Here is a 25,200-nt window from a genome sequence, read left to right as displayed (position 1 = left end):
GGGCATTGTCAGGCCGAAACAAAACACTGTATAAATAACCAGACCTAAAGCCTGGGAGCGGCCTTATGCTGGTGCACCTGTCCGTACACAACTACGCCATCGTCGAACATCTCGACCTCGAACTCGATCGAGGCATGAGTGTGATCACCGGTGAAACCGGCGCAGGCAAGTCGATCATGCTCGATGCCCTGGGCCTGACACTGGGCGATCGCGCCGACAGTGGCGTGGTGCGCCCCGGAGCGGACAAGGCCGACATCCTGGCGACGTTCGACCTGGTCGACATCCCCGAGGCCAGCGCCTGGCTGGCCGAACGCGACCTGGACACCGACGGTTTGTGCATCCTGCGCCGGGTCATCACCGCCGAAGGCCGCTCCCGAGGCTACATCAACGGCACGCCCTGCCCCTTGGGCGATCTCAAGGCCCTCGGCGAGCTGCTGATCGACATTCACAGCCAGCATGAACACCAATCCCTGCTCAAGACCGACACCCATCGCCGCCTGCTGGATGAATACGCCGGCGCCACGGACCTGGCCCGGCAAGTCCAACTGGCGGCCCAACGCTGGCGCCAAACCCGGCAGGAACTGGATCGACTCTCCAATTCCGGCGACGAGCAGCGCGCCCGCCACCAGTTGTTGAGCTACCAGCTCGAAGAGCTGGAGAACCTGGCCCTGGGTGAAAATGAACTGGAAGAACTGGAGCAGGAACACAAGAACCTGACCAACGCCGAAACCCTGCTGGGCATCTGCCGCCAGGTGGTCGAACAATGCAGCGAGAGCGATTCGGGCAATGTCCTCAATGCACTGACAGCGAGCCTGAACCGACTCTCCAGCGTGAACAATTCGGTGGGCGCCTTGAACGAAGCGACCAACCTGCTGACCAGCGCGCAGATCCAGGTCGAAGAGGCCGTCGGGGAGTTGAACCGGTTCCTCGATCATTTCGATGCCGACCCGGCCCGGCTGCAATACCTGGAAGAGCGCCTGGACACCATCTATACACTGGCGCGCAAGCACCGCATCCAGCCGACCGATGTTGCCGAACTCCAGCAGCGGCTGCTGGAAGAACTGGAAACCCTGAACGCCAACGATGAGTCCATCGAGCGCCTGGGGGACGAACTGGCGTCCTATGCCCGTCATTACCAGGAAAAGGCCAGGGAGCTCAGTGAATTGCGGCAGCATGCCGCAACAGGGCTGGCCAGTGCCGTCGAGCAGGAAATCCAGCGCCTGGGCATGCCGGGCGGGCGCTTCACCATCGAATTGCGCCCCAACGCTGGCGGCGAGCTCCAACCCAATGGGCTGGAACAGGTGGAATTGCTGGTCAGCGCCAACCCCGGACAACCGCTCAAAGGCTTGGCTAAAGTCGCCTCCGGCGGTGAGTTGTCGCGAATCAGCCTGGCCATCCAGGTCATCACCGCACAAACCTCTCGCGTACCGACGCTGGTATTCGACGAAGTGGACGTGGGTATCGGTGGCCCTACAGCGGAAATTGTCGGCCAGTTGCTGCGTCGGCTGGGGGAACGTGGCCAGGTGCTGACCGTCACTCACCTGCCTCAGGTCGCCGCCCAGGGACACCAGCATTTATTTGTGCACAAGGTGCGCGGCGAGGACGCGACTCGTACCGCCGTGTCCAAGCTCAACAAAAACGAGCGCGTGGAAGAGGTGGCACGAATGCTCGGGGGCATCGACCTCACCAAGGAATCCCTGGCCCACGCGAAAAAAATGGTCGTTACCGCGAAAATCTGAGAACGGCAGAAAGCACGAAGACGACCCTGGGGTCGCCTTCGTTCGTTTCGCGAACCTTAAGTCCGCGCGACATGCTTACTTTTTCTTGCGTACGTACAGCACAAGATTGTGATCAACCATCTCGAAGCCATACTTGTCGACGATTGCTTTCTGCAGCCGCTCGATTTCTTCGTCGAAGAATTCGATCACTTCACTGGTCTCGACGTTGACCATATGGTCGTGATGCTTGCCGTCGTCCAGCTCGAAGACCGCATGGCCTCCGTCGAAGTTGTGTCGCACCACAAGGCCAGCTGCCTCGAACTGGGTCAGAACACGGTAAACCGTGGCCAGACCGACGTCCTCGCCAGCCTCCATCAGCGCCTTATAGACATCTTCAGCACTCATGTGGCGTTGCTCGGCGGAATCGAGCATTTGTAGAATCTTGACCCGTGGCAGGGTCACTTTGAGGCCGGCTTTGCGTAGTTCGCTATTTTCAACCATGGTCAGCTTTCTCGCGATGCTGCTTCGCAGCTTCTCTTAATGCGGGTATGATCGGCGTTTACGTTGTCCCAGCCAAGATAGTGGAAGTCGCCCACCGATGCAAAACACCAAGCTCTTGCTAACCAGTTTCACCTTTGTGGGACTGCTCGCACTCGCCGGTTGTTCATTCCCCGGGGTTTACAAAATCGACATCCAGCAGGGCAATGTCGTCACGCAGGACATGATAGACCAGTTACGCCCGGGAATGACCCGCCGGCAAGTACGGTTTATCATGGGCAACCCCCTGCTGACCGACACGTTCCATGCCGATCGCTGGGATTACCTGTACAGCTTGCAGCCAGGCGGCGGTGAGCGCCAGCAGGAACGCATCAGCGTTATCTTCAGCCCTGACGACCAACTCGTCAGCCTCTCGGGCGATTTCATGCCTGGCGTGAGCCGCGACGAGGCCATCATGGGCAAGGACAGCGGCACCACCGTGACCGACCCGGCCCAGAATGCCGAACAGCCAAAACCGGAAAAACCGGCCAAGCCAGGTTCGTTGCAGGACCAGATCCAGAAGGACGTGGACCAGGTCGAGACTGTACCCGTCCCGACGCCAGAGCCTCTGGACACCTCGCCGCAATAAATCGCGACAATAAAAAAAACCGGCATGCCGGGTTTTTTATCGCCTGCCATTGCGGCCAGGTTATTGCTCCGATTGGCGCGCCTGGGCAGCCTTGGCCGCGCGCAGGCGCCGAATTTCCTTCGGATCGGCCAACAACGGGCGGTAAATCTCCAGTCGATCAGCCGTCTGCACCACCTGGTGCTCTGGATCGGCAACCTGCTTGCCAAAAATCCCCACCGGGCAAGTCGCCAGGTCCAGCTCCGGGAATGCATCGGCAATCCCCGAGGCCACCAGCGCTGCGCGAACACTGGTGCCTTCCTGCACCACGCATGCGCGCAAGACCTGACGCTCCACCGAGGCATACACCACTTCTATCTCAATCAACGCTTGAGCTCTGCATTCTGCTTGGCCCGCTGGCAGAACGCGTCGACCAGGGTATTGGCAGCCTGATTGAACAGCGGCCCCAACGTCGCCCGCACCAGTGGGCCGGCGTAGTCGAACGACAGGTCCAGGCTGATCTTGCAGGCCTTTTCACCCAGCGGCTTGAACACCCAGACACCGTGGAGCTGATTGAAAGGCCCTTCTTCCAGGTTCATCTCGATGGACTGCCCCGGCACCAACGTATTGCGCGTGACGAAGCGCTGGCTCAAGCCACTCTTGGCAATGTTGAGGCTGGCGCGCATATGGGTTTCAGAGCTCTCCAGCACCTCGGCCGACGAGCACCACGGCAAGAACTCCGGGTAGCTCGCCACATCGTTGACCAGGTCATACAGCGCCTGCGCCGGGTAGGGCAGCAAGGCCGAGCGTTGAATATGTGTCGTCATGTAAGCGTCACTTCCACAGCTGGGCGGCAAACACTACAAGAATGCCAATGGGCGCCACGTAGCGCATCAAGAACAGGCTCAAACCAAACAATACCGGGCTGCGCAGCGACAGTTCATCACGCACCGCTTCACGCCCCATGATCCATCCTGCAAACACTACGAAACACAAACCACCCAATGGCAGCATGATCCGCGAGGTGAAGAAATCAATCACGCCGAAGAAATCCAGCCCTCCGGGTGCGCCCCACTGGTAGAGATGGAACAGCCCGTCTTCGTTCACGAAAAACTTCGCCTGCTTCCATATATTGAAGGAAAACACCGTACCCAGGCCGACAAACCAGCAGGTGAAGGCCAACCAGAAGGTTACCCAGGCGCGGCTGAGCCGGGTCCGTTCAACCAGGTAAGCCACCATGGGCTCCAACAGGGAGATGGCCGAACTCCAGGCCGCGATGGCCACCAGGAGGAAAAACACCACGCCCATCACTTGACCGAAGGCCATGCTGCCGAAGGCAAAGGGCAGGCTGACAAACATCAACCCCGGCCCTTCGCTGGGGTTCAGGCCGGCCGCGAACACAATCGGAAACAATGCCACACCCGCCAGCAGCGACACGAAGGTGTCCAGCAGCGCGACGCCGAAGACAGTCCGGGTCAGGGAGGCGTTCTTGGGCATGTAGGCGCCGTAGATCATGATCGAACCGACCCCGACGCTGAGGGAGAAAAACGCATGCCCCATGGCCGGCAGCAGGCCGTCGAGGACTTTCTCCGGCCGGAAGTCGAACATGAAATGCACGCCTTCCATGAAGTGTCCGGTGGTCATGCTGTAGCCCAGCAACACTAGGATCATCACGAACAGCAACGGCATCATGATCCGCAGGCTGCGCTCAAGCCCGGCCACCACGCCCCGGGCAATCACCACCGCCGAGAGCACCATGAAGATCGTGTGCCAGAGGGTCAGCCGCCAGGGATCGGCGATCACATTGCCGAAGTAGGCGCCCACCTGATCCGGCGTGGCCCCTTGGAAATCCCCGCGGCCCATGTCGATGATGTAGTCCAGCGACCAGCCACCGACCACGCTATAGAAAGACAGGATCAACAGCGCCGTGATCATTCCGGCGAAGGCGCCCCACGACCACTTGGGCGAATGCCCTGCTTCCACCGCCAGCACCTTCAGGGCATTGGCCGGGCTTTGCCGGGCACGACGACCGATCAGGGTTTCGGCCAGCATCACCGGTGCGCCGATGAGCGCAATGCACGCCAGGAACATCAATACGAAGGCACCGCCACCGTAGACGCCGACCATGTACGGAAACTTCCAGATACTACCCAGCCCCACGGCGGAACCGGTGGCCGCGAGTATGAAGACCCAGCGGCTAGCCCAACTGCCGTGGACAGAAACCTTGTCTGTCGACATCGTGATCACGCCCAAGCGTTCGAAAAAGAGGCCGCATTGTCCGGGATTCACTCAACGTGCTCAAGCACGCAGCTTCACCGTAGCCGACACGCACGCAACTGCCTATAATGCCGCCCCTATGGCTAAACAGAAGAAACACCCCACAGGGACCATCGCGCAAAATAAAAAGGCGCGACACGATTACTTCATCGAACAGCGTTTCGAGGCTGGCATGGTCCTGGCCGGCTGGGAAGTAAAGAGTCTGCGTGCCGGCAAGGCGCAACTGGTCGACAGCTACGTGCTGCTCAAGGACGGCGAGGCCTGGCTGCTGGGCAGTCATTTCACGCCGCTGACCACCGCCAGCACCCACGTGATCGCCGACCCGACGCGCTCGCGCAAGCTGCTGCTCAACAAACGCGAGCTGGAAAAACTCTTCGCCTCCGTGCAACAGAAGGGCTACACCTGCGTCTGCACGTCGTTGTACTGGAGCAAGCACTTGATCAAGTGCGAAATTGCCCTGGGCAAGGGCAAGAAGGAATACGACAAGCGCGATACCGAACGCGAACGAGATGCCGGCCGCGAACTGCAGCGCGCGGTGCGCAACAAGGGCAAGGAAGACTAGCCCGGGATCAACTGTGGGAGCCGAGCTTGCTCGCGATGGCGTCGACACATCCGGCATTGATGTGTCAGACAGACCGCTATCGCGAGCAGGCTCGCTCCCACAGGGTTCGTGCGCTACATGCCTTTACGCCGTTCCGCCCGCGCCACGCGCTGCACTTCCTGACGCACCTCCTCCAAGACTTCCTGCACATACAAGATATGCCGGCTGGACACTTCCCGCGCCTGTTCGGCATGCCCGTCCATGATGGCTTGGTACAGCTCTCGGTGCTGGCTGATCAGCATGTCGCGAGTTTCACTGCGCTGCTTGTACATGCCGCCGATGTTGGTGACGACGTTGCGCTTGAGCAGGTCGAACAAGCCGCGGATGGTGTGCAGCAACACCGCGTTATGACTGGCCTCGGCGATCGCCAGATGAAACCGGGCATCCGCCGCGCCCTCCTCCGCCCGGCTTATCTCGTCGTGGCGCGAGTAACAATCCTGGAGCTCGTCGAAGGCCGCCGTCAGCCGCTCGCGATCCACCTCCGTAGCCCGCAATGCCGCGTAATAAGCGCAGGACGCTTCCAGGGTGTGACGGAACTCCAACAAGTCACGCTGCGCTTCGGGATTGCTTTCCAACAGCTGCAGCAGCGGATCACTGAACGTCGAGCCCAGCGACTCCACCACATAGTTGCCGCCGCCCTGACGACTGACCAACAAGCCTTTGGCCGCCAGTTTCTGGATCGCCTCGCGCAACGAAGGACGTGACACGCCGAACTGCTCAGCCAGGGTCCGCTCGGCAGGCAACCGCTCACCGGACTTGAGCGTGCCCTCAAGGATCATGCCTTCAAGCCGCTCGACAATATCGTCAGACAAACGGCGCTGACGAATCTGATCAAACCCCATAACTCAATTCTCCACGATCCCGACGGCTCGCCGGGCTCTCTATTCTGGCCCATCCGGGCCTTGTCCACACCCATCAAAAGCTGTTTTCACCACCGGATCAGATGCCCTCTGCACCGCTTATTCGACGAAAGTTTCAGGGCGGCAAATTGACACACGACAACCAAGGCTTTTACCCTAGCCAACAGCGCTTGTAAATTGGTATTACCAATTGCCCAAAACCGCTGACCAGTGCCTGACCAACAACAATTAGGGGCCCACCCATTATGCAAACCTGGCAACAGCTCTACAGCCCGCTCGGCAGCCTCGGCTTGTCCGCCCTCGCGGCCGTTATTCCCATCGTATTTTTCTTCCTGGCCCTGGCGGTGTTTCGCCTCAAGGGGCATGTGGCCGGCAGCATCACCCTGGCGCTGGCGATTGCCGTGGCGATCTTCGCGTTCCAGATGCCGGCAGACATGGCCTTTGCCGCCGCCGGCTATGGCTTTGCCTATGGCCTGTGGCCCATCGCCTGGATCATCGTCGCCGCCGTATTCCTCTACAAACTGACGGTCAAGAGCGGCCAGTTCGAGGTGATTCGCAGCTCGGTGCTGTCGATTACCGATGACCAGCGTCTGCAAGTGCTGCTGATCGGCTTCTGCTTCGGCGCATTCCTGGAAGGTGCCGCCGGTTTTGGCGCACCGGTGGCGATCACTGCCGCCCTGCTGGTCGGCCTGGGCTTCAACCCCCTGTACGCCGCCGGCCTGTGCCTGATCGCCAACACCGCCCCAGTGGCGTTCGGCGCGCTGGGCATTCCGATTATCGTGGCCGGCCAGGTCACCGGAATCGACGCCTTCAAGATCGGCGCCATGACCGGTCGCCAACTGCCCTTGCTGTCGTTGTTCGTGCCGTTCTGGCTGGTGTTCATGATGGACGGCCTGCGCGGTGTGCGGGAAACCTGGCCAGCTGCACTGGTGGCAGGCTTGAGCTTCGCCATCACCCAATACTTCACGTCCAACTTCATCGGCCCGGAACTGCCGGACATCACCTCGGCCCTGGCCAGCCTGGTTTCCCTGACGTTGTTCCTGAAAGTCTGGCAACCCAAGCGCACCGCAGGCGCCCAGATTGCCGGCGCCACTTCCAGCGCAGCCATCACCGCCAGCGCCGGCGGCTTCGGCCAGCCTCGTAGCACCGTGGCCTCGCCCTACAGCCTGGGGGAAATCATCAAGGCCTGGTCGCCGTTCCTGATTCTTACCGTGCTGGTGACGATCTGGACCCTCAAGCCGTTCAAGGCGATGTTCGCCGCTGGCGGCTCGATGTACGGCTGGGTGTTCAACTTCGCCATCCCGCATCTGGACCAGATGGTGATCAAGGTCGCGCCAATCGTCGTCAACCCGACGGCGATTCCGGCCGTGTTCAAGCTTGACCCGATTTCCGCCACCGGCACGGCGATTTTCTTCTCGGCACTGATCTCGATGCTGGTGCTCAAGATCAACATTAAAACTGGTCTTACCACTTTAAAAGAGACCTTCTACGAACTGCGCTGGCCCATTCTTTCCATTGGCATGGTGCTGGCATTCGCCTTCGTCACCAACTTCTCCGGCATGTCCTCGACCATGGCCCTGGTCCTGGCGGGCACGGGCGCGGCGTTCCCGTTCTTCTCGCCATTCCTTGGTTGGCTGGGCGTGTTCCTGACCGGTTCCGATACCTCGTCCAACGCGCTGTTCGGCTCGCTGCAAGCCACCACCGCGCATCAGATAGGCGTCAACGACACCCTGCTGGTGGCGGCCAATACCAGCGGCGGCGTGACCGGCAAGATGATTTCGCCACAATCGATCGCGGTGGCCTGCGCCGCGACCGGGCTGGTGGGCAAAGAATCGGATCTGTTCCGTTTCACCCTCAAACACAGCCTATTCTTTGCAACGATTGTCGGCCTGATCACGTTGGCCCAGGCCTACTGGTTTACCGGCATGCTGGTTCATTAAGTCCTACACGTAATACTGGAAAAACCGACGCCGAACCGTGATTCGGCGTCTGCTATTCACAACCGGGTCTGCAAGGCTGCTGAAAGATTTCCTGGCTATATTCAGCAGCCTCAGCGGACGGATAACCGGGACCACCCGGAGACACGCCTGATGAGCGAGCTTTTTTACAACGCCGTGCCGAACGCGACCCGTGTCGCCCCGCCATTGCCCGAACCTCGGCAGTACCCCAGCGAAAAACCGCAACGGGTCTACCTGTTCGGCACTTGCGTGGTGGACCTGTTCTATCCCGAAGCCGGGATGGATGCGATTCATCTGCTGGAGCGCGAAGGAATCCGGGTGGACTACCCGCAAGGGCAAAGTTGCTGCGGCCAACCGGCCTACACCTCGGGCTACACCGAGCAGGCGCGGACGGTGGCACGGGCGCAGTTGGCCCTGTTTGCCGAAGACTATCCGGTGGTCGTGCCCTCGGGCTCCTGCGCCGGCATGCTGCGCGAGCATTACGCCGACCTGTTCAAGGACGAGCCGCAAACCCTCAAGCAGGTCCAGGCCCTGGCGGCCCGCACCTATGAGTTGGCTGAATTCCTGCTGTTTGTCTGCAAGGTGCAGTTGAACGACAGCGGTGAGCCAGTGAAGGTCGCGCTGCACACGTCCTGCTCGGCACGGCGTGAAATGAACACCCACCTGCACGGCCGCGCGTTGTTGGCGCAGTTGCGCAATGTGGAGCGAGTCGAACACAGCCACGAAAGCGAATGCTGTGGTTTTGGTGGGACGTTCAGCGTTCGCATGCCGGATATTTCCGGCGCGATGGTGGCCGACAAGACCCGAGCGCTGAAGGAATCCGGCGCGCACAAGGTCATCAGCGCCGATTGTGGCTGCCTGATGAACATCAACGGCGCACTGGAAAAACAGCAGGAGGCGTTACGCGGCCAACACCTGGCGAGCTTCCTCTGGCAGCGTAGCGGAGGTGTCGCATGAGCACGCCGACGCTGATTCCGACCGTTGAGGTGCAGGAAGATTTTCGCGCCCGAGCCCACAAGGCCCTGGACGACACGCAACTGCGAAACAACTTTCGCAGCGCGATGGATTCACTGATGACCAAACGGGCAACGTCCTTCAGCGATGCCCACGAAAGAGAACACCTGCGTGTGCTGGGCAATGCCGTCCGCGCCCGTGCGTTATCCAAGCTGCCCGACCTGCTCGAGCAACTTGAAAGCAACCTGACCCGCAACGGTGTGAACGTGCACTGGGCGGAAACGGTGGACGAAGCCAACGGCATCGTCCTCTCGATCATCCGCGCTCACGAGGCGCGGCAAGTGATCAAGGGCAAATCGATGGTCAGCGAAGAGATGGAGATGAACCATTTCCTCGAGGCTCGGGACATTGAATGTCTTGAGTCCGACATGGGGGAATACATCGTCCAGCTCGACCACGAGAAGCCTTCACACATCATTATGCCGGCGATCCACAAGAATGCCGGTCAGGTCGCGTCCTTGTTCCACGACAAACTCGGCGTGGAGTACACCAAGGACGTTGACCAACTCATTCAGATCGGTCGCAAGGTATTGCGGCAGAAATTTTTCGAGGCCGACATCGGCGTCTCCGGCGTCAACTTCGCCGTCGCCGAAACCGGCACGCTGCTGCTGGTGGAAAACGAAGGCAACGGGCGGATGTCCACCACCGTGCCGCCGGTGCACATTGCCGTGACCGGCATCGAAAAAGCCGTCGAGAACCTGCGCGACGTCGTGCCACTGCTGTCGCTGCTGACCCGTTCGGCCCTCGGCCAGCCCATCACCACCTACGTCAACATGATCTCCGGCCCGCGCAAGGCCGACGAACTGGACGGCCCCCAGGAAGTCCACCTGGTCCTGCTCGACAACGGTCGCAGCCAGGCGTTTGCCGACAGTGAATTGCGCCAGACGCTGAACTGCATTCGCTGCGGCGCGTGTATGAATCATTGCCCGGTCTATACCCGAATCGGCGGTCATGCCTACGGCGAGGTTTACCCGGGACCCATCGGAAAAATCATCACGCCGCACATGGTCGGCCTGGCCAAGGTGCCGGACCACCCGAGCGCGTCTTCACTGTGCGGTGCCTGCGGTGAAGTGTGTCCGGTGAAGATTCCGATTCCGGCTTTGCTCCGGCGGCTGCGGGAAGAAAACGTCAAGGCGCCGGACAGCCCCCATCAGGTGGTGCGCGGCCAGGGCAGCAAATACTCGCCCAAGGAACGCTTCATCTGGAATGCCTGGGCTCGGCTCAACAGTTCGCCACGGTTGTATCGGCTGTTCGGGTTCCTCGCCACGCGCCTGCGCGCCCTGACGCCCAACAACATCGGCCCATGGACCCAGAACCACAGCGCCCCCAAACCCGCCGCCCGCTCATTGCATGACCTGGCCCGCGAACACCTGAACCAGCAGGGAGACCGCCGATGAGCGCCAAGGACAATATCCTCGCCAAGCTGCGTAAAAGCCTGACCGGCGCCACGCCCGTTGCCGACAACTTCGACGTCGAGCTGGTGACGCAAACCTATCGCTATGCGCCCGAGGAGCGTATCCCGCAATTGCGCAAGCTGATGGAGGCGGTGCACACCGAAATCCATCTGACGTCCGACGAAGGCTGGCCGGCCCTGCTCGCGCAATTGCTGCGCGACCGTCAATTGCCGAGCCTGCTCATCGCCCCGACCACCGCGCACGGGGAAAAAATCACACAGTTCTGGGCGAACCATCCGGACCTGCCAACCCTCAAGGCCTACGACCGCCCGGTAGAAGAGTGGAAAGCCGAGTTGTTCAACGACACCCCCGCCAGCCTCACCGGAACCCTTGGCGCCATCGCCGCCACCGGCAGCCTGATTCTCTGGCCAACCCGGGAAGAGCCGCGACTGATGAGCCTGGTGCCACCGGTGCATTTCGCCCTGCTCAAGGCCAGCGAAATCCGTGACAACTTCTATGAAGTGCAGCAGGAATTCGAGTGGGCCCAAGGCATGCCCACCAACGCCCTGCTGGTATCGGGCCCGTCGAAAACCGCCGATATCGAGCAAATCCTGGCCTATGGCGCCCATGGTCCGAAGGATCTGGTGGTTTTGATTCTGGAGGACCAATGACCCTTCCGGCCCCTTTCCTACACGACGTCCAACAACTGATCCCGCAGAAACGCCGTTTCGACGATCCGCTGTCGACCTTGGCCTTCGGCACCGACGCCAGTTTCTACCGGTTGATTCCGAAACTGGTGGTGCGCGTCGAATCCGAAGATGAAGTGATTGCGCTGCTGAAACTGGCCCAACGCGACCAGGTCCCGGTCACGTTCCGCGCCGCCGGCACCAGCCTGTCCGGGCAAGCCATCAGCGACTCGGTGCTGATTGTGCTCGGGGATAACTGGAACGGGCGCGAGGTTCGCGAGCAAGGCCTGCAGATTCGTTTGCAACCCGGCGTGATCGGCGCCCAGGCCAACGCCTGGCTGGCGCCGTTCGGGCGCAAGATCGGCCCAGATCCGGCGTCGATCAATGCCTGCAAAATCGGCGGCATCGTCGCCAACAACGCCAGCGGCATGTGCTGCGGCACGGCACAGAACACCTATCACACCCTGGCCGGCATCCGCCTGGTGCTGGCCGACGGCACGCGTCTGGACACTGAAGACAACAGCAGCGTGGCGGCTTTTCGTACGAGCCATGGCGAACTGCTGGAACGCCTGGCGACTCTGGGCCGCGAGACCCGCGCCAACACTGAACTGGCTGCGCGAATCCGGCATAAATACCGTCTGAAAAATACCACCGGCCTGTCACTCAATGCCCTGGTGGACTTCGACGAGCCTGTGGATATCTTGAGCCACCTGCTGGTCGGCTCCGAAGGCACCCTCGGCTTCATCAGCGCGGTGACCTACAACACCGTTATCGACCATCCGAACAAGGCTTCGGCCCTGATTGTGTTCCCCGATGTGGAGACCTGCTGCAACGCCGTCACCGTGCTGAAAAGCCAGCCAGTCTCGGCCGTGGAGCTGCTGGATCGCCGCAGCCTGCGCTCGGTGCAGGACAAACCGGGCATGCCGGATTTCGTACAGCATCTGTCGACCAATGCCTGCGCCTTGCTGATCGAATCCCGCGCCGCTTCCTCGCCTTTACTGCAAGAACAACTGGCCCGGATCATGGCCTCACTGGCCGGTTTCCCGGTGGAAAAACAGGTCGACTTTACCGAGGACCCACGGGAAAACGCCCGGCTCTGGGCGATCCGCAAAGACACCTTTCCAGCCGTCGGAGCAGTACGCAAAACCGGAACCACGGTAATCATCGAAGACGTGACCTTTCCGGTGGAACAACTGGCCATTGGCGTGAACCGCCTGATCGAGCTGTTCGACAAACATCACTACGACGAAGCGATCCTTTTCGGACACGCGCTGGAAGGCAATCTGCACTTTGTCTTCACCCAAGGCTTCAACAACCCTGAAGAAGTCGCACGCTACCAGGCGTTCATGGACGACGTGGCGCAGTTGGTGGCAGTGGAATTCGGCGGCTCGCTGAAAGCCGAACACGGCACCGGACGCAACATGGCGCCGTTCGTCGAACTGGAATGGGGCAGTGACGCCTATCAGTTGATGTGGCAGCTCAAACGCCTGCTCGATCCCAACGGCATCCTCAACCCGGACGTGGTGCTCAGCGAAGACCCGCAGATCCACCTCAAGCACCTCAAACCGCTGCCGGCCGCCGATGAAATTGTGGATAAGTGCATCGAGTGCGGTTTTTGCGAGCCGGTGTGCCCGTCCAAGGACCTGACCTTGAGCCCGCGCCAGCGCATCGTGATCTGGCGGGATATCCAAGCCAAAAAACGCGCCGGCACGGACACCACCGAACTGGAACGTGCCTACCAATACCAGGGCATCGATACCTGCGCCGCCACGGGCCTGTGTGCACAGCGTTGCCCGGTAGGCATCAATACCGGCGAACTGGTGAAAAAACTGCGCAGCCGTGACGCGACGAAGACGAAAACCGCCAACTGGATTGAAGGAAATTTCGCCACCACACTGCAAGGCGCGCGCTTCGCCCTCCACGTCGCCAACGGTGCGCGCATGCTGCTGGGCGCGCCTCGCCTGGCGAGACTGTCGGCCTCATTGACGCGCCTGTCCAAGGGCCAGGTGCCACAGTGGACCAACGCCATGCCCCAGTCGGAAAAGGCCATCCGTTTCAGCCCCGCCGTGTCGGACGAACGTCCGAGGGTCGTGTACCTGGCGGCATGCGTGTCGCGGGTCATGGGCCCGGCAGCAGCGGACAAGGAGCAGATGTCGCTGTACGACAAGACCCGCGGCCTGCTGGAAAAGGCCGGTTATCAAGTGGTCTTTCCAGACAACGTGGACAGCCTCTGCTGCGGCCAGCCCTTTGCGTCCAAAGGCTACACGGAACAGGCCGAGCACAAACGCCAGGAACTGATCGGCGCCTTGCTGCACGCCAGTCGTGGCGGGCTCGACCCTATCTACTGTGACACCAGCCCCTGCACATTGCGGCTGGTCCAGGACCTTGGCGACGTGCGCCTGGATCTGTATGACCCCGTGCGCTTCATCCGCACCCATCTGATGGATCGTCTCGACTTCACCCCCCAAGAAGCGCCCATCGCCGTGCACGTCACGTGCAGCACGCAGCACCTTGGCGAAAGCCAGGCGCTGATCGACCTGGCGCGCCAGTGCAGTAAAAACGTGGTCATCCCCGAAGGCATCCATTGTTGCGGTTTCGCCGGCGACAAGGGCTTCTCCACGCCAGAGCTCAATGCCCACTCGCTGCGCTCACTGAAGGACGCGGTACAGCATTGCAGCGAAGGGATTTCCACCAGCCGCACCTGTGAGATCGGTCTTACCCAACACGGCGCAATTGACTACCACGGGCTGGTGTATCTGGTAGACCGTGTCACCCGTCCCAAACCCGCCAACGGTGAGGGCCCGACAATGGGACTCGAAGAAAAATCGAATTCCTGCGCGTCGCTGTAGTCACTTGAATAGGCCCGGCTGCGCTGGGCCATCCACCGACTCGGCCTGGCCGCGACTGTCCAGCGGCACCGAGACCCTACGTTCAAGGAGATACACATGAAGCGCACCGCACTTGCTGGCTTGTTCATTTCCGCTGCGATGTTGGCCTCTCCGGTGTTTGCAAATAGCCAGGCAGACCTTTGCCAGATCAATCTGCAAAAAATCAGGGATGCGAAAGTCAGCACCGAGCAGATGAGCGAAAGCATGAAAACCGATATCGACGCCACCGTCGGGCAGGCCACGGCCGAACAAGCCAAAGGCACCGAGGAAGGCAGCAAGAATTGCATCTCGCTGACCACCCAAGCTCTTCAGAAACTGCAGAACAACACCAAAGGCGATCAGCAGTAATGTCGCGTGCGGCCAACCTTCGGGTTGGCCTCAGACGCGGATTGGCGTACACTGCAAATGCCTGTCACTCCTCCAGCTTCATGGAGCGACAGGTTCGGGGCCGTTTAGGATTCGACGCCGGTTGCGAAACTTTAGGTGCATGCCGAGTTGGTAACAGAACTCGTAAATCCACTGTTGCAACTTCTATAGTTGCCAATGACGAAAACTACGGCCAGGAATTCGCTATCGCTGCGTAAGCAGCCTTAGACCTGAGCTTCTGGTACCTTCGGGTCCAGCAATCATTAGGGGATGTCCGTAAACCCAAAGTGATTGTCATATAGAACGGAATCGCCGTGCAGTACGTTGTGGACGAATCGGCTAAAACTTACACAACTCGCCCAAAGCACCCTGCCCGTCGGGTCGCTGAGGGTTAACTTAATAGACACGGCTACGCATGTAGTACCGACAGCGGAGTACTGGCGGACGGGGGTTCAAATCCCCCCGGCTCCACCACTTCATCATCTAAAGACGTCCACGGACGTCTTTTTTTGTGCCTGAAATCCAGTAAATACGGGGGTTTCAGGGCCATTGAGCTCCACAGCGCTTCAGGCAGATCCATTTTGAAATGTATTCCAAGGCGTATTCCAAGCCCATGACTGGTAAATTTTGGAATACACAAACAGCGTTGGAGTACCCATGGGAGCCCGAGCCACACGCCTTTCAGACATAAAAATCAAAGCCGCCAAGTCTAAGCCTTTGAGTGGACACTGCCTTTTTTAATGCACGTACCATCTCTTCTGCATCCGCACCCCATACGTTATCTACCAACTCTTTAAGAGCTTCTCCTGTCGTTGAGTAATTTTGGCTTAGCAAACGTTCCCGGCCGGGAGTCAACCTGAAAACTTGCTTGCTGCGTCGCGCATTCCATCATGGAAGGTTGTCAGCCCCAAGCACATCAACGATTTGCACGAATGGCTGTTTCAGCTCATTCTAGCCAGGTATGGCCTAATAATGGCGCGCCACACAAGGAAAGAAGTCTCTGCATTTTCGCCTTCCTTCCTGACGAGCCCCACCCCGACCCGATGCATATCAACGCTGAAAGCGATTGAATCACTATGCAGCCGGCCTTCACGCTTTGCGCTGTAAAGGCAGCTGCGTTGGTTTGGAACTGAAAGACCATTTGATTCAGAAACGAGGAAGGAACCCGTGTCCCTTAGCGACTATTGGAAAGGCCCCGCCCACCGGCAACGCGCGGATGATTTGGAAGCCCAGCTTGCGGATCTCCAAACGCAATATGCGCAGCTCCAAGCGCTCACTACGAAGATCGGCGCCATGGACGTCTTGGAGGTTCAGAAGCTAATCGAGCAAGAGAAAGAGAGGCTTACTGCCGTCCGCCAAGAAGCTCTGCGCGCTGAGCAGGAGGTGGCTGCGCTAGCGCAACGCTCCTCTGATTTGCAGGGGCAGATACTCGTATGGGAGGAGACGTTACTGCTGGAAAGCTTTGCGCTCTATGAACCCAAGTTCAAGCTAACCACCAGCCAAGAATACAAGTCCCGACTGGAAAGTGTCCGCGAGCGTCAGAAAGCGATGATTAAGGGCGGGGAGGCAGCGACCGGGAACATGGACTGGACGGTCAACGACAGCAAGGCTCAAGGTCGGAAGCTCGTTAACGACATGATCAAGCTGGTGATTCGCTCGTTCAACAACGAAGCCGATGTCTGTGTGGACAACGTTAAATTTGACAACGTCGAACTGGGCGAGAAACGAATTCTCAAATCGTTCGAAACCTGCAACCGCCTTGGCAAGATTATGAGCGTAGAGATATCGCGCGCTTATTTGAGCCTCAAGCTCGATGAACTGCACCTTGCCCAAGAGTTTCAGATCAAGAAGCAAGAGGAAAAGGAAGAAGCGAAGCGCGCCCGAGAAGAGTTGCGAGAACAACAGAAGCTGGAGCAGGAGATTCGCGCAGCCCGGGAGAAGATAGCCAAGGAGCGCAAACACTTTACGACCGCCATGCGCGACCTCCAGGCTCGCCTGGACAAAGTAGGATCTGAAGAAGAGCGTGCCGCCTTACTGGCGAAGCTAGCCGAGGTCGAAGCGGGCCGAGCCGAGCTAGAGAGCGAAGAAAAGCTCATTGACTATCGCGAACAGAATGCCAAGGCCGGCTATGTGTACGTGATCTCCAACCTAGGGGCATTCGGAGAAGGGATTTACAAGATCGGTATGACACGCCGCTTGGAGCCCATGGATCGAGTTGATGAGCTGGGTGATGCGTCGGTACCGTTTTGGTTTGACGTGCATGCGATGGTCTTCTCGAATAACGCTCCCGCATTGGAAGCAAAACTGCACGAACGCTTTGCCGTAGGTCGCCTCAACAAGGTTAACGGGCGCAAGGAGTTCTTCCGCGCGGACATTGCTGAGATTGAGTCGGTCATTCGAGAAAATTACGATTCTGTTGTCGAGGTTACCCACGAAGCACCGGCGGAACAGTATCGCGAAAGCCTGCGCATGGCATTGCCAAAACCCGCAATCCAGCAATCGGAACGACTTGCGGCACAAAGCTGAAATTACCGATTGGAAGCACGTTTGTTGGGCTCGGGTTGCGACGGGCCCATCCAACAAGCACAAAGACGGAAACGCCCCCTTTAGGCCGATTGTGTTGAAAAAGTCGGTCCTTCCAGACTGCCCGCATACCGACTGCTGAAAACGCCCTTTTTGCACGCAGCCATGAGGAATCTGAGCCCGGAATCCTCTGCTCAAAGTAAAGATTTCAATCTCAAGCGCGTACTTTTCTGCCATGGAAACCATGACCGTTTTTTTCAACAGAATCGGTCAAAAGCAGATATCTAAAGCGTCTACTAAACTGGGGGCGTGTCTCCCGGTCATCCCCGACTTCGCTCTAGTTCAGCCAAGCTCTGACCGACTTATTCCATCGCGTTAACAGTGGAGAGAGCCAGTGTAAAATTTTTCTTAGCCAGCTTTTACGGCACGTCTGAATACGATTCCTTCCAACTTTTATTAAAGGTATAGGGCGAGTGGCTTTCCCATCCCGACTTAATTTATCGCCGACCTGCGTGGTGAATCCTTGGAGATGCCAGTACGCTTTTTGGGCTGCTTCAAGGTCATAGGTAACACCGCGGCGTATTTCCGCATGTAGATGAATCGCATTTCTCATGCTGTAGACATCGCAGATCACGCCCTTAATCTTTAGATCGATGAGGCCCAACTGCCTCGCCGTTTCAGCTTTGTCTTCAAATACGATTTTTCGCTCATCTACACTGCGCTTCTCATTTTCGAAAACTGAGATAGCACCTACAGGGTTATATTGCGTTTGAATTCTCCCAAGGATAACCTGAGAAACATTAATTCGTTTTTTATGTTCGTACGTCGTAAGATTTATAACCTCAGGTGTAGATGCGTAATCTTGTAGCAGTATATGGTGGAGGACTGCCTCATAAATGGATGCATAAAGCAATATTTGGATCTTGCATTGAGCCACCAAGAGCTCATCCTTAACTTGCAGCCCCTCCAGTAGCTTATAGATATATCTGGCAGTTTTGAATTCGTCTGCGAGACGTATTTTTAGCGCAGCGTCGGAAATAAACCAAAAGTAGTTTTTATAATACTCCTCATCTGGGAGGTGGGCCTCCACATAGGAAGCTATTTTTTGTTTGGTTTTCTTTTGAAAGGCCATGATTTATTCTTAGTGAGGATTGTTGTCTGGATGTAGAAAAAAGGAGATTGATTTATTCTCAGAAAATAAATCAGCCCCCTTTTATGCTAGAATCAGGAGCTCATTCATTCAGGCTAACGCCCGCATCGTTAGCAAGCATATTTAATATTGACTCATCCAACGGCCAATCTTTAATCAATCTCTGTTTGCGCTTAAGCAACATCCAATACAAAAAGAAAACAACGGATTGCTGATAGAATACGTTTATCGAATATTTTTCAGAAACCCTATCAACTAAGTCCGGCCTTTTAGCCAGCAATTTAGCTATGCCATCAACTAAATCAGCACTAATAAAATACTCGTACTCACTCCAAACAACGAATGAGGATTTCTGATTATGAGCCATAAGCCCCACCAAATTTTTGTAGATCGAGTCCAATCGACCACCTATCTCAAACTCCTGAAATGGCCCATAATTAATTAACTTAGTGGCCTGCGAGAAAAACTCGTCAGTAGTCTCAATGAGAGCCATACTTTTGGCTACAGTCCGATGCACTTCCGGACGAACTTCACGCTCAGACTTATAGATAGAGTCATGAGTAAGCTCAGAGTGTGCATGCTGTAGCAAAGTGCGAATCTGCAACTCACAGGCAACATCCGCATGTATCACAAACCCATTATACTCAAAATCTTTCTTCGGCCGCAGAATATAATGGACAGATTTATATGTAAACAGTAAAGGATTAGTCCTCATATCCTCTTTGAAATTCTTACATGCGTCAAACGCCCAATCGCCTAGATCCTGGACCACGCTGCATATCAGATCAACATCATCAAGCAAGAGAACAACGAAGCGAGCGCCTACCTTGTCCTCGATATCATTATAGGGATCTTTGTAAGATTTCTTACGATTAAAAGCTTTGTCTATCAACGACGAATCATCTTTGAGCCTAGTTTTAGCAGGCACCTTAAGGAAGACATTTACATCTTTTCCGAGAGAGGTTAATTCATTGCTAATCTTGGCTACAACATAATCCCCCCAAGCCTGATACACGGGCTTCTCATTATGCCACCTAGCTTTGAATTCCTCTTCGTTCATTCTTGACCGACCACTTTTTCTTTGATAATCACCTTAGTCCACTCTGTAGGATTTCCGGCCTCATCAGGATCGCCATCGATAGTTTCAATAGTGACCAAATTTTTAAATGCTTCAGATGGCGCGGTAATTTTAACATTACCACCAAAATTAACCTTTCTAAATTTTAGCTTGCTCTCAATTTGGGCAGTGTCTTTGGTGAAAGCGATTTCGGGAATTCCAGCCTCATACATATAATCGCAGAAAACGTCTTGAGTATCCACATCAAAATACTGGGAGGCAAAATCCACACAGCTAACCGTGGAAGAGTTGCTGACCTTCAAATATGTCGTCAGGGCGTTTAAAAAATCGTTTTTATCTGAAGCTGAAACTTGCAAATTCGAAATAAACTCGCTCGCTTCCTCATAAAACTGACGGGTTGTCCTGGCGCTAGTTTGCGGATATCCACATCCTAAAAAGCCCGAATAAAAGTATTGAGCTGCAGCTTTGCCGTCTGCCTGGCTGATCTGATTATCGGAGACCATTACTACCCATCGCGCATTAAGGTCCTCATTAGAAGCCTCGATAGTAGCCCTTTCAAAAAATCCAGCTGTTTTGTAAAGCTTTGTACCAGGCGTCAACAAAACCTCCTCAACAAACTTCAATGAAATCTCGTTAGTCCGTTGATTTACTTCTTTCTCATAAGCACTATGAATTTCAGCTTTAATTATACCAATGAAACTCTTTAATGGGTGACCCTGGCGTCCCGAAAATACAACAACAATCCCCCCCGGAATAGCCTTCCGATGCTGAGCATCGTTGAGTTTGGTTGCTACGTCGTATGAGGTAAAGGCAAAATCCGCATCATTCATATCAACCAAACGATCAATGATAACTGGAAGGTCATTTGCCCCCTGGTTGACAATCTCCATTTGGACTGCTTTTGAACCACTGCCAAGAGCATCACGAACCCTGCCCTTAAATGCCTCCATTGCAGTTAGATCGAACCGAGTAAAATCACGACTCCGGATAGGTTCTATTTTTTCCGCATCTTCACCCCGGCGAAAAATCTGATGAATGATAATTCTACCTATTGTTAGATTTGAAAGCTCCATACCCACCCCGGACATTACGACATTATAATTATTAAAATGTAAAAAACAGGCGCTATAAATAGCAGCCCAATAGACACTAGAAAGAGTGATGGTTTATTCTTGGCAGGAAGATATCTTTTAATCAAAAACTAATCCTTGAACCCATCAGTCCTTATGGCATTTAGCCACCCATTCAAATGTACTACCCTGCTTAGCCATCGGCAAGGGGAAAAGGTTTGCCCAGGGCCAAGCAGCGACCACGCAATCGTTTCGCATAAAATCGTGCTGTTTTTTTGCGGGAGAGACCAGTTGTCGAGTGGGACTATGTGGCTCGCGAGCACCAGATAGAAGGTGAGTTCTATGCCCAGCCTGAATTGGGTGGTCGCTGCGCTCAATGTAGCTAAGGCCTTCGTGTTACGTCACAAGCGCCGGTAACTGCTGAGATGCTCGAAAACAGAGGTGGGCTATTTTACTTTTTCGATCTCCCTTCCGCTCTCATCTCACGGAGTAAGTACTTTTCCCCCGGTGAGCTGCAACTCCGGGCAGGGTATTGGCTTTGAGTATTCCAAATGGTATTCCATCAAAAAATGCGATATTAATATATCAATTAAAATCAAATGGTTACCTCCTTATTTCAGATTACCCCGGCCCACCAACTCGATAAAAAAGACGTCCACGGACGTCTTTTTTTGTGCCTGGAATTCACGGCTCGACGTAATTAAACGTCAGATGGCTTGAAGGTCTCGCAGTGCTTCTGGGTGCTGGCTTGCAACCCTTAATAGGGTTTGTGCCGCACCGGCAGGTCGCCGACGACCTTGCTCCCAATCCTGCAATGTACGCAGGCTGACTCCCAGCAGCTCGGCAAATGCACTTTGAGATACACCGACTTTAGCCCTGGCCTCAGCCGCAGCCGAAAGCGTCACCTCGGTTGTGCGTGCCGCCTTGCCAGCTTTCATTTGGCGTACCGAAGCCAACAAGTCTTTTTGAAAGTTCTCCATTTCATGATCCATTGCTGATCTCCTCTTTCAATTGATTCAGGAAGGCGGTCGGCAGGTTGTCGAACTTCGCCTTGGCGTAGGCTATCAGCAACCAGATGTGGCCTTCAGGAAGCGCGTTGTAGTAGATAACCCGCGTACCACCACGCTTACCCATCCCGCCACGAGACCATCGCACCTTGCGCAACCCACCACAGCCGGGAATCACATCGCCAGCTAACGGGTTTGCAGCCAACCAGGTGATGAACTCCTGACGCTCGTCATCACGCCATATCGATTCAGCGTAACGTTTGAAAATTTCGGTTTCGATGATCGTATACATTGCCAAAAATATACGGCATGGCCGTATAGCCATGCAAGACGCGCTGGTCGGATGCTTCCACGTTTATCATCCAGGTCACCTTCCTGTGGCTCAGGCACTTAGCAGCTAACGCAAGTGCCTTTTTTGTGCCCGAATGAATGAATCGCCCCGCCCCCTCTCAAACACCAGAAGCAGATCTCACTGCTACAACCATAATCTCCACCAGCAACTCAGGCCGCGCCAGACGTGCCTGAACAGTGGCCCGTGCCGGAGCACTGTCCGCTGGCAGCCAGGCGTCCCACACCGAATTCATCAGCGCGAAATCACGATCAATCTCCTTGAGCCAGATCTGTGCGCTCAAAAGCTGGCCCTTGTCGCTGCCCGCCAGCGACAACAAGGCTTCGATCTTGGCCAGCACCTGCTGCGTCTGCTCTTCAATGCCAACCTGTAGATCAGTGGGCACCTGGCCGGAGAGGTAAAGCAGATCGCCGTGACTGACCACACCGGACATCCGCACGCTGCTCTGAAAACGTTGAATCGTTGCCATCGGGTTTACTCCCTGAATTGAGAACGTTAAGGCGCTGCGCTACCGATCAACCGGACCAGACGCTGGGCACTACCAAATGCCAAGGTCATGCCCAGCGCACCCTGGCCGCTATTGACGTACAGGTTGTCACAACCACTGACCGCCAGAATCGGCCGCCCGGTGGGGGTCGCCGGACGCCAACCGGTCCAGGGCTGACAATCATCGGTGTTCCATCCCGAACCGAACAATGCCTGCGTCGAGGCTTTCAGTTGTTCGATACGCTTAACGGGAATCGACGCGTCCAGCCCACACAACTCGACCATCCCTGCGACGCGTAAGCGATCACCGATCCGGGCGAACACTGTTTTACGCCGCATGTCAGTGACGCTGACCGTCGGTGCATTCATCGAATCAGTGATCGGCAACGTAATGCTGTACCCCTTGAGCGGGTAGACCGGCATGCGCACACCGAACGCAGATAACAACCCCGCACTGTAAGCACCAGCCGCCAGCACGACCGCCTGCGTTCCTAAAAGCGCTGGGCCTTCGATGGCGTGGTGGATCTCCAACGCGGTGATGCGCCCGCGTTCACGTCGGAAAGCGGCAACCTCACTGTCGAACAGAAAACGCACACCCTGCTTGCTCAATAATCTCGCAAGCTCCTGGCAAAGCTTGCGCCCATCGACCGCGCATTCGCTGTCGGTATGGATCGCGCCGTGAAACGCCTTTTTATAGCCCTCAAGTGCAGGTTCGATCGACAAGGCTTCGGCGGGGCTGAGGATTTTTTGTTGTTTGGCGCCTTGGGCGGCCTGGAATTTCACCTGATCGCCGGCCTTGCGCAGGCTTTCCGCATCGGGGTAGAGAACCAGTTTTCCGGTACGGGCGAAATCGCATTGCACCTTTTCCTGACTGATGAAGGCGTCCAGCGCCAGCCGACTTTCCTGCGCCAGTTCCAGCAGCTCGACAGTGGTCTGGCGCGAAATGGACGTACGGCAGGCCGCGAGAAACGCCACACACCAGCGCCATTGTTCCACGCTCCATTGCGGCGAAAACTTCAGCGGTCCGTTGCGCGCCAACAGCATTTTCGGAATGCCCGGCAACAGAGAGGGATCAGCCAGCGGTTGCACATAGCTGTAACTCAATTGCGCTCCATTGGCAGCGCTGGCTCCCATGCCTGCCTCCCCCGCACGATCGATAACGGTAACGTTATGACCGGCCTTGTGTAAAAACCAGGCACTGCTCAAGCCAACGATTCCAGCGCCGACGACACAGATTTCCATTACGCCACCACCCTGTCCGAGAGGTCCCAACCCACAGGCCGCCGTTGGTGCCAATCACTGACTTGCTGGTAAGCGTGGGCGATCCGCAGGGCCAATGGTTCGGCGAAAGCACGCCCGACGATCTGCATCGAGACCGGCATACGTTGTTCGTCGAAGCCCACCGGCAGCGCCACTGAACAGAGATTGAGCAGGTTGGCGAAACGGCCGAGCAAGGCCAGCGGCGTACCGTACTCATCGACCTGACTCAACGGCACACTGCCAATGGCGTTGGTCGGGAATACACAGGCATCGACATTGGACATGGCCTCGTCCATGGCTTGACGGGCAACACGTCGCTGATTGTGCAAATGGATATAAGCCGCCGCGTCGATGGCGCGCCCGCTCAGTACCCGACGCTGCACATGAGGATCGAAGCGCAGATCATCGCGTTCGAACAGGCTACCAAGGCTGGCGTAGCCTTCGGCACTCATGAGGCCACCGGCGACGCGCATGCACTGCTCCAGCGAAGTCGGTAGCGGCTGTTCGACCAGATGCATGCCCAGTGCGGCCAATTGCTCAAGCCCCTGGTCATAGGCTGCCAATACGCCAGGCGCAATGTGCACGCGTTCGGCCTGTGGCAGTACCCAGATGCGCAAACCGGCCACCGGAAGGTTCAAAGTGGCTGCGGCGCTGAACACTGGCGACTTGGCCGAAACCGGATCCAGCGGGTCCGGCCCCAGCAGCGCGTCAAGCATCCACGCGGCGTCTTCGACGGTGTGGGTAATCGGCCCCACCGAATCCAGCGATGGACACAATTCAATCAAACCGTGACGGCTAATCAACCCACGCGTGGTTTTCAAGCCAACCAGACCACACATACCCGCAGGAATCCGCACCGAGCCGCCGGTGTCGGTGCCCAATGCCGCGCTTGCCAACCCGCCGGCCACAGCCACCGCTGAACCACTGCTGGAACCGCCTGGAGCACGATGCACATCGGCGTCCCATGGGTTCCACGGCGTGCCCATCACGGCATTTGTGCCCCACCCTCCGAAAGCAAATTCAACGGTGTGGGTCTTGCCCATGATGATCGCCCCGGCACGCTCCAGTCGCTGGACGGCCGTGGCGGTGAGCCGCGAGATACGCGGCTTCTGTGCCAGCGAACCACCGGTTATGGCCTTGCCGTCGATCTCGAACAAATCCTTGATCGCAATTGGAATGCCATGCAATGGCCCCAGGTTGACACCGGCAGCCCGCTGCCGATCGGCCGCGATGGCGGCACCGAGCGCACGCTGGGGATAGGCCTCGACATAAGCATTGAGTTGACCGTTGAAGCGCTCGATCCGCTCCAGTTGCGCGCAAACCAGGGACTCGCTCGTGAGCGCTCCGGACTCCAGCGCTTGCCGCAACTGGCCAATACTGTGGGAAGCGGTTCGATCCATGATGTTCATGTGT

23 protein-coding genes and 1 other RNA gene are annotated in these 25,200 nt (G+C 57.0%); 11 read left to right on the top strand and 13 right to left on the bottom strand.

Translation table 11 applies throughout. The features are described 5' to 3' along the window. The first annotated feature begins 65 nt into the window (after positions 1 to 65). A complete protein-coding gene (gene recN, locus B0E42_RS14110) occupies positions 66 to 1,739 on the top strand; it encodes a DNA repair protein RecN (RefSeq protein ID WP_077506685.1) in 1,674 nt (557 codons plus the stop codon). 75 nt (positions 1,740 to 1,814) lie between these two features. Here the strand turns inward: recN and fur are convergent, their stop codons facing one another. Continuing rightward, positions 1,815 to 2,219 (bottom strand): ferric iron uptake transcriptional regulator, encoded by a 405-nt coding sequence (fur, locus tag B0E42_RS14105; protein WP_003197684.1) that lies wholly within the window; start codon positions 2,217 to 2,219, stop codon positions 1,815 to 1,817. A gap of 97 nt (positions 2,220 to 2,316) precedes the next feature. Between fur and B0E42_RS14100 the strand changes: the two genes are divergently transcribed. Next, positions 2,317 to 2,844: an outer membrane protein assembly factor BamE gene (locus B0E42_RS14100; protein ID WP_053178149.1), complete on the top strand. Its 528-nt coding sequence runs from the start codon at positions 2,317 to 2,319 to the stop codon at positions 2,842 to 2,844. Positions 2,845 to 2,904: 60 nt separating this feature from the next. Here the strand turns inward: B0E42_RS14100 and B0E42_RS14095 are convergent, their stop codons facing one another. From B0E42_RS14095 to B0E42_RS14085, 3 genes are read right to left on the bottom strand one after another with little or no spacing between them, the layout of a single operon-like run. Next, positions 2,905 to 3,207 carry an RnfH family protein gene (locus tag B0E42_RS14095; RefSeq protein ID WP_077506684.1) on the bottom strand — a complete coding sequence of 101 codons (303 nt, stop codon included), beginning with the start codon at positions 3,205 to 3,207 and terminating at the stop codon, positions 2,905 to 2,907. Continuing rightward, a complete protein-coding gene (locus B0E42_RS14090; protein ID WP_024617726.1) occupies positions 3,204 to 3,647 on the bottom strand; it encodes a type II toxin-antitoxin system RatA family toxin in 444 nt (147 codons plus the stop codon). Before B0E42_RS14090 ends, B0E42_RS14095 begins: the two co-directional genes overlap by 4 nt. Positions 3,648 to 3,654: 7 nt before the next feature. Next, a complete protein-coding gene (locus B0E42_RS14085; RefSeq protein WP_077506719.1) occupies positions 3,655 to 5,058 on the bottom strand; it encodes a sodium-dependent transporter in 1,404 nt (467 codons plus the stop codon). A 118-nt stretch (positions 5,059 to 5,176) separates the two neighbouring features. Here B0E42_RS14085 and smpB point away from each other — a divergent pair, with 118 nt between their 5' ends. Then, entirely contained in the window at positions 5,177 to 5,659 is a 483-nt protein-coding gene (gene smpB / locus B0E42_RS14080; RefSeq protein ID WP_003197663.1) for an SsrA-binding protein SmpB, read from the top strand. A gap of 113 nt (positions 5,660 to 5,772) precedes the next feature. On the opposite strand, the gene B0E42_RS14075 is transcribed toward smpB, so the two are convergent. Next, complete coding sequence (locus tag B0E42_RS14075) at positions 5,773 to 6,540, bottom strand: FCD domain-containing protein (RefSeq protein WP_018612898.1); 768 nt, start codon at positions 6,538 to 6,540, stop codon at positions 5,773 to 5,775. A 263-nt stretch (positions 6,541 to 6,803) separates the two neighbouring features. On the opposite strand from B0E42_RS14075, the gene B0E42_RS14070 reads away from it, so the two are divergent. From B0E42_RS14070 to B0E42_RS14035, 8 genes are all read left to right on the top strand, one after another. Then, the gene (locus tag B0E42_RS14070; protein ID WP_018612900.1) at positions 6,804 to 8,498 is read left to right on the top strand and encodes a lactate permease LctP family transporter; all 1,695 of its coding nucleotides are present in this window, start codon (positions 6,804 to 6,806) and stop codon (positions 8,496 to 8,498) included. Between the two features lie 150 nt (positions 8,499 to 8,648). Further along, a complete protein-coding gene (locus tag B0E42_RS14065; protein WP_018612901.1) occupies positions 8,649 to 9,473 on the top strand; it encodes a (Fe-S)-binding protein in 825 nt (274 codons plus the stop codon). Continuing rightward, the gene (locus B0E42_RS14060; protein ID WP_077506683.1) at positions 9,470 to 10,927 is read left to right on the top strand and encodes a LutB/LldF family L-lactate oxidation iron-sulfur protein; all 1,458 of its coding nucleotides are present in this window, start codon (positions 9,470 to 9,472) and stop codon (positions 10,925 to 10,927) included. The genes B0E42_RS14065 and B0E42_RS14060 overlap by 4 nt, the downstream gene beginning before the upstream one ends. After that, positions 10,924 to 11,595, top strand: a complete 672-nt coding sequence (locus tag B0E42_RS14055; protein ID WP_018612904.1) for a lactate utilization protein — start codon at positions 10,924 to 10,926, stop codon at positions 11,593 to 11,595. Before B0E42_RS14060 ends, B0E42_RS14055 begins: the two co-directional genes overlap by 4 nt. Continuing rightward, a complete protein-coding gene (locus B0E42_RS14050) occupies positions 11,592 to 14,459 on the top strand; it encodes an FAD-binding and (Fe-S)-binding domain-containing protein (RefSeq protein ID WP_077506682.1) in 2,868 nt (955 codons plus the stop codon). The genes B0E42_RS14055 and B0E42_RS14050 overlap by 4 nt, the downstream gene beginning before the upstream one ends. A gap of 96 nt (positions 14,460 to 14,555) precedes the next feature. Beyond that, a complete protein-coding gene (locus tag B0E42_RS14045) occupies positions 14,556 to 14,846 on the top strand; it encodes a hypothetical protein (protein WP_018612910.1) in 291 nt (96 codons plus the stop codon). Positions 14,847 to 14,942: 96 nt separating this feature from the next. After that, positions 14,943 to 15,338, top strand: a transfer-messenger RNA (tmRNA) gene (ssrA, locus tag B0E42_RS14040). A 693-nt stretch (positions 15,339 to 16,031) separates the two neighbouring features. Continuing rightward, positions 16,032 to 17,390 (top strand): DUF4041 domain-containing protein, encoded by a 1,359-nt coding sequence (locus tag B0E42_RS14035; protein ID WP_077506681.1) that lies wholly within the window; start codon positions 16,032 to 16,034, stop codon positions 17,388 to 17,390. Between the two features lie 334 nt (positions 17,391 to 17,724). On the opposite strand, the gene B0E42_RS14030 is transcribed toward B0E42_RS14035, so the two are convergent. From B0E42_RS14030 to B0E42_RS13995, 8 genes are all read right to left on the bottom strand, one after another. Beyond that, complete coding sequence (locus B0E42_RS14030) at positions 17,725 to 18,519, bottom strand: hypothetical protein (RefSeq protein ID WP_077506680.1); 795 nt, start codon at positions 18,517 to 18,519, stop codon at positions 17,725 to 17,727. 100 nt (positions 18,520 to 18,619) lie between these two features. Next, positions 18,620 to 19,597, bottom strand: a complete 978-nt coding sequence (locus B0E42_RS14025; RefSeq protein WP_077506679.1) for a GTP pyrophosphokinase family protein — start codon at positions 19,595 to 19,597, stop codon at positions 18,620 to 18,622. After that, positions 19,594 to 20,688 (bottom strand): nucleoid-associated protein, encoded by a 1,095-nt coding sequence (locus B0E42_RS14020; RefSeq protein WP_077506718.1) that lies wholly within the window; start codon positions 20,686 to 20,688, stop codon positions 19,594 to 19,596. The genes B0E42_RS14025 and B0E42_RS14020 overlap by 4 nt, the downstream gene beginning before the upstream one ends. 704 nt (positions 20,689 to 21,392) lie before the next feature. Then, a complete protein-coding gene (locus B0E42_RS14015; RefSeq protein ID WP_053178128.1) occupies positions 21,393 to 21,677 on the bottom strand; it encodes a DNA-binding transcriptional regulator in 285 nt (94 codons plus the stop codon). Further along, entirely contained in the window at positions 21,667 to 21,984 is a 318-nt protein-coding gene (locus B0E42_RS14010; RefSeq protein WP_077506678.1) for a transcriptional regulator, read from the bottom strand. Before B0E42_RS14010 ends, B0E42_RS14015 begins: the two co-directional genes overlap by 11 nt. Before the next feature lie 157 nt (positions 21,985 to 22,141). Continuing rightward, the gene (locus B0E42_RS14005) at positions 22,142 to 22,510 is read right to left on the bottom strand and encodes a RidA family protein (RefSeq protein ID WP_077506677.1); all 369 of its coding nucleotides are present in this window, start codon (positions 22,508 to 22,510) and stop codon (positions 22,142 to 22,144) included. Positions 22,511 to 22,536: 26 nt separating this feature from the next. Continuing rightward, positions 22,537 to 23,769 (bottom strand): D-amino acid dehydrogenase, encoded by a 1,233-nt coding sequence (locus B0E42_RS14000; RefSeq protein WP_077506676.1) that lies wholly within the window; start codon positions 23,767 to 23,769, stop codon positions 22,537 to 22,539. Continuing rightward, positions 23,769 to 25,196 (bottom strand): amidase, encoded by a 1,428-nt coding sequence (locus B0E42_RS13995; RefSeq protein ID WP_077506675.1) that lies wholly within the window; start codon positions 25,194 to 25,196, stop codon positions 23,769 to 23,771. The genes B0E42_RS14000 and B0E42_RS13995 overlap by 1 nt, the downstream gene beginning before the upstream one ends. Positions 25,197 to 25,200 lie beyond the last annotated feature (4 nt).

This window comes from Pseudomonas sp. A25(2017) (assembly GCF_002001065.1).
GTDB lineage: Bacteria > Pseudomonadota > Gammaproteobacteria > Pseudomonadales > Pseudomonadaceae > Aquipseudomonas > Aquipseudomonas kilonensis.
The sequence above is the reverse complement of the archived record's forward strand: the minus strand, read 5'-3'. Positions and strand labels throughout refer to the sequence as shown.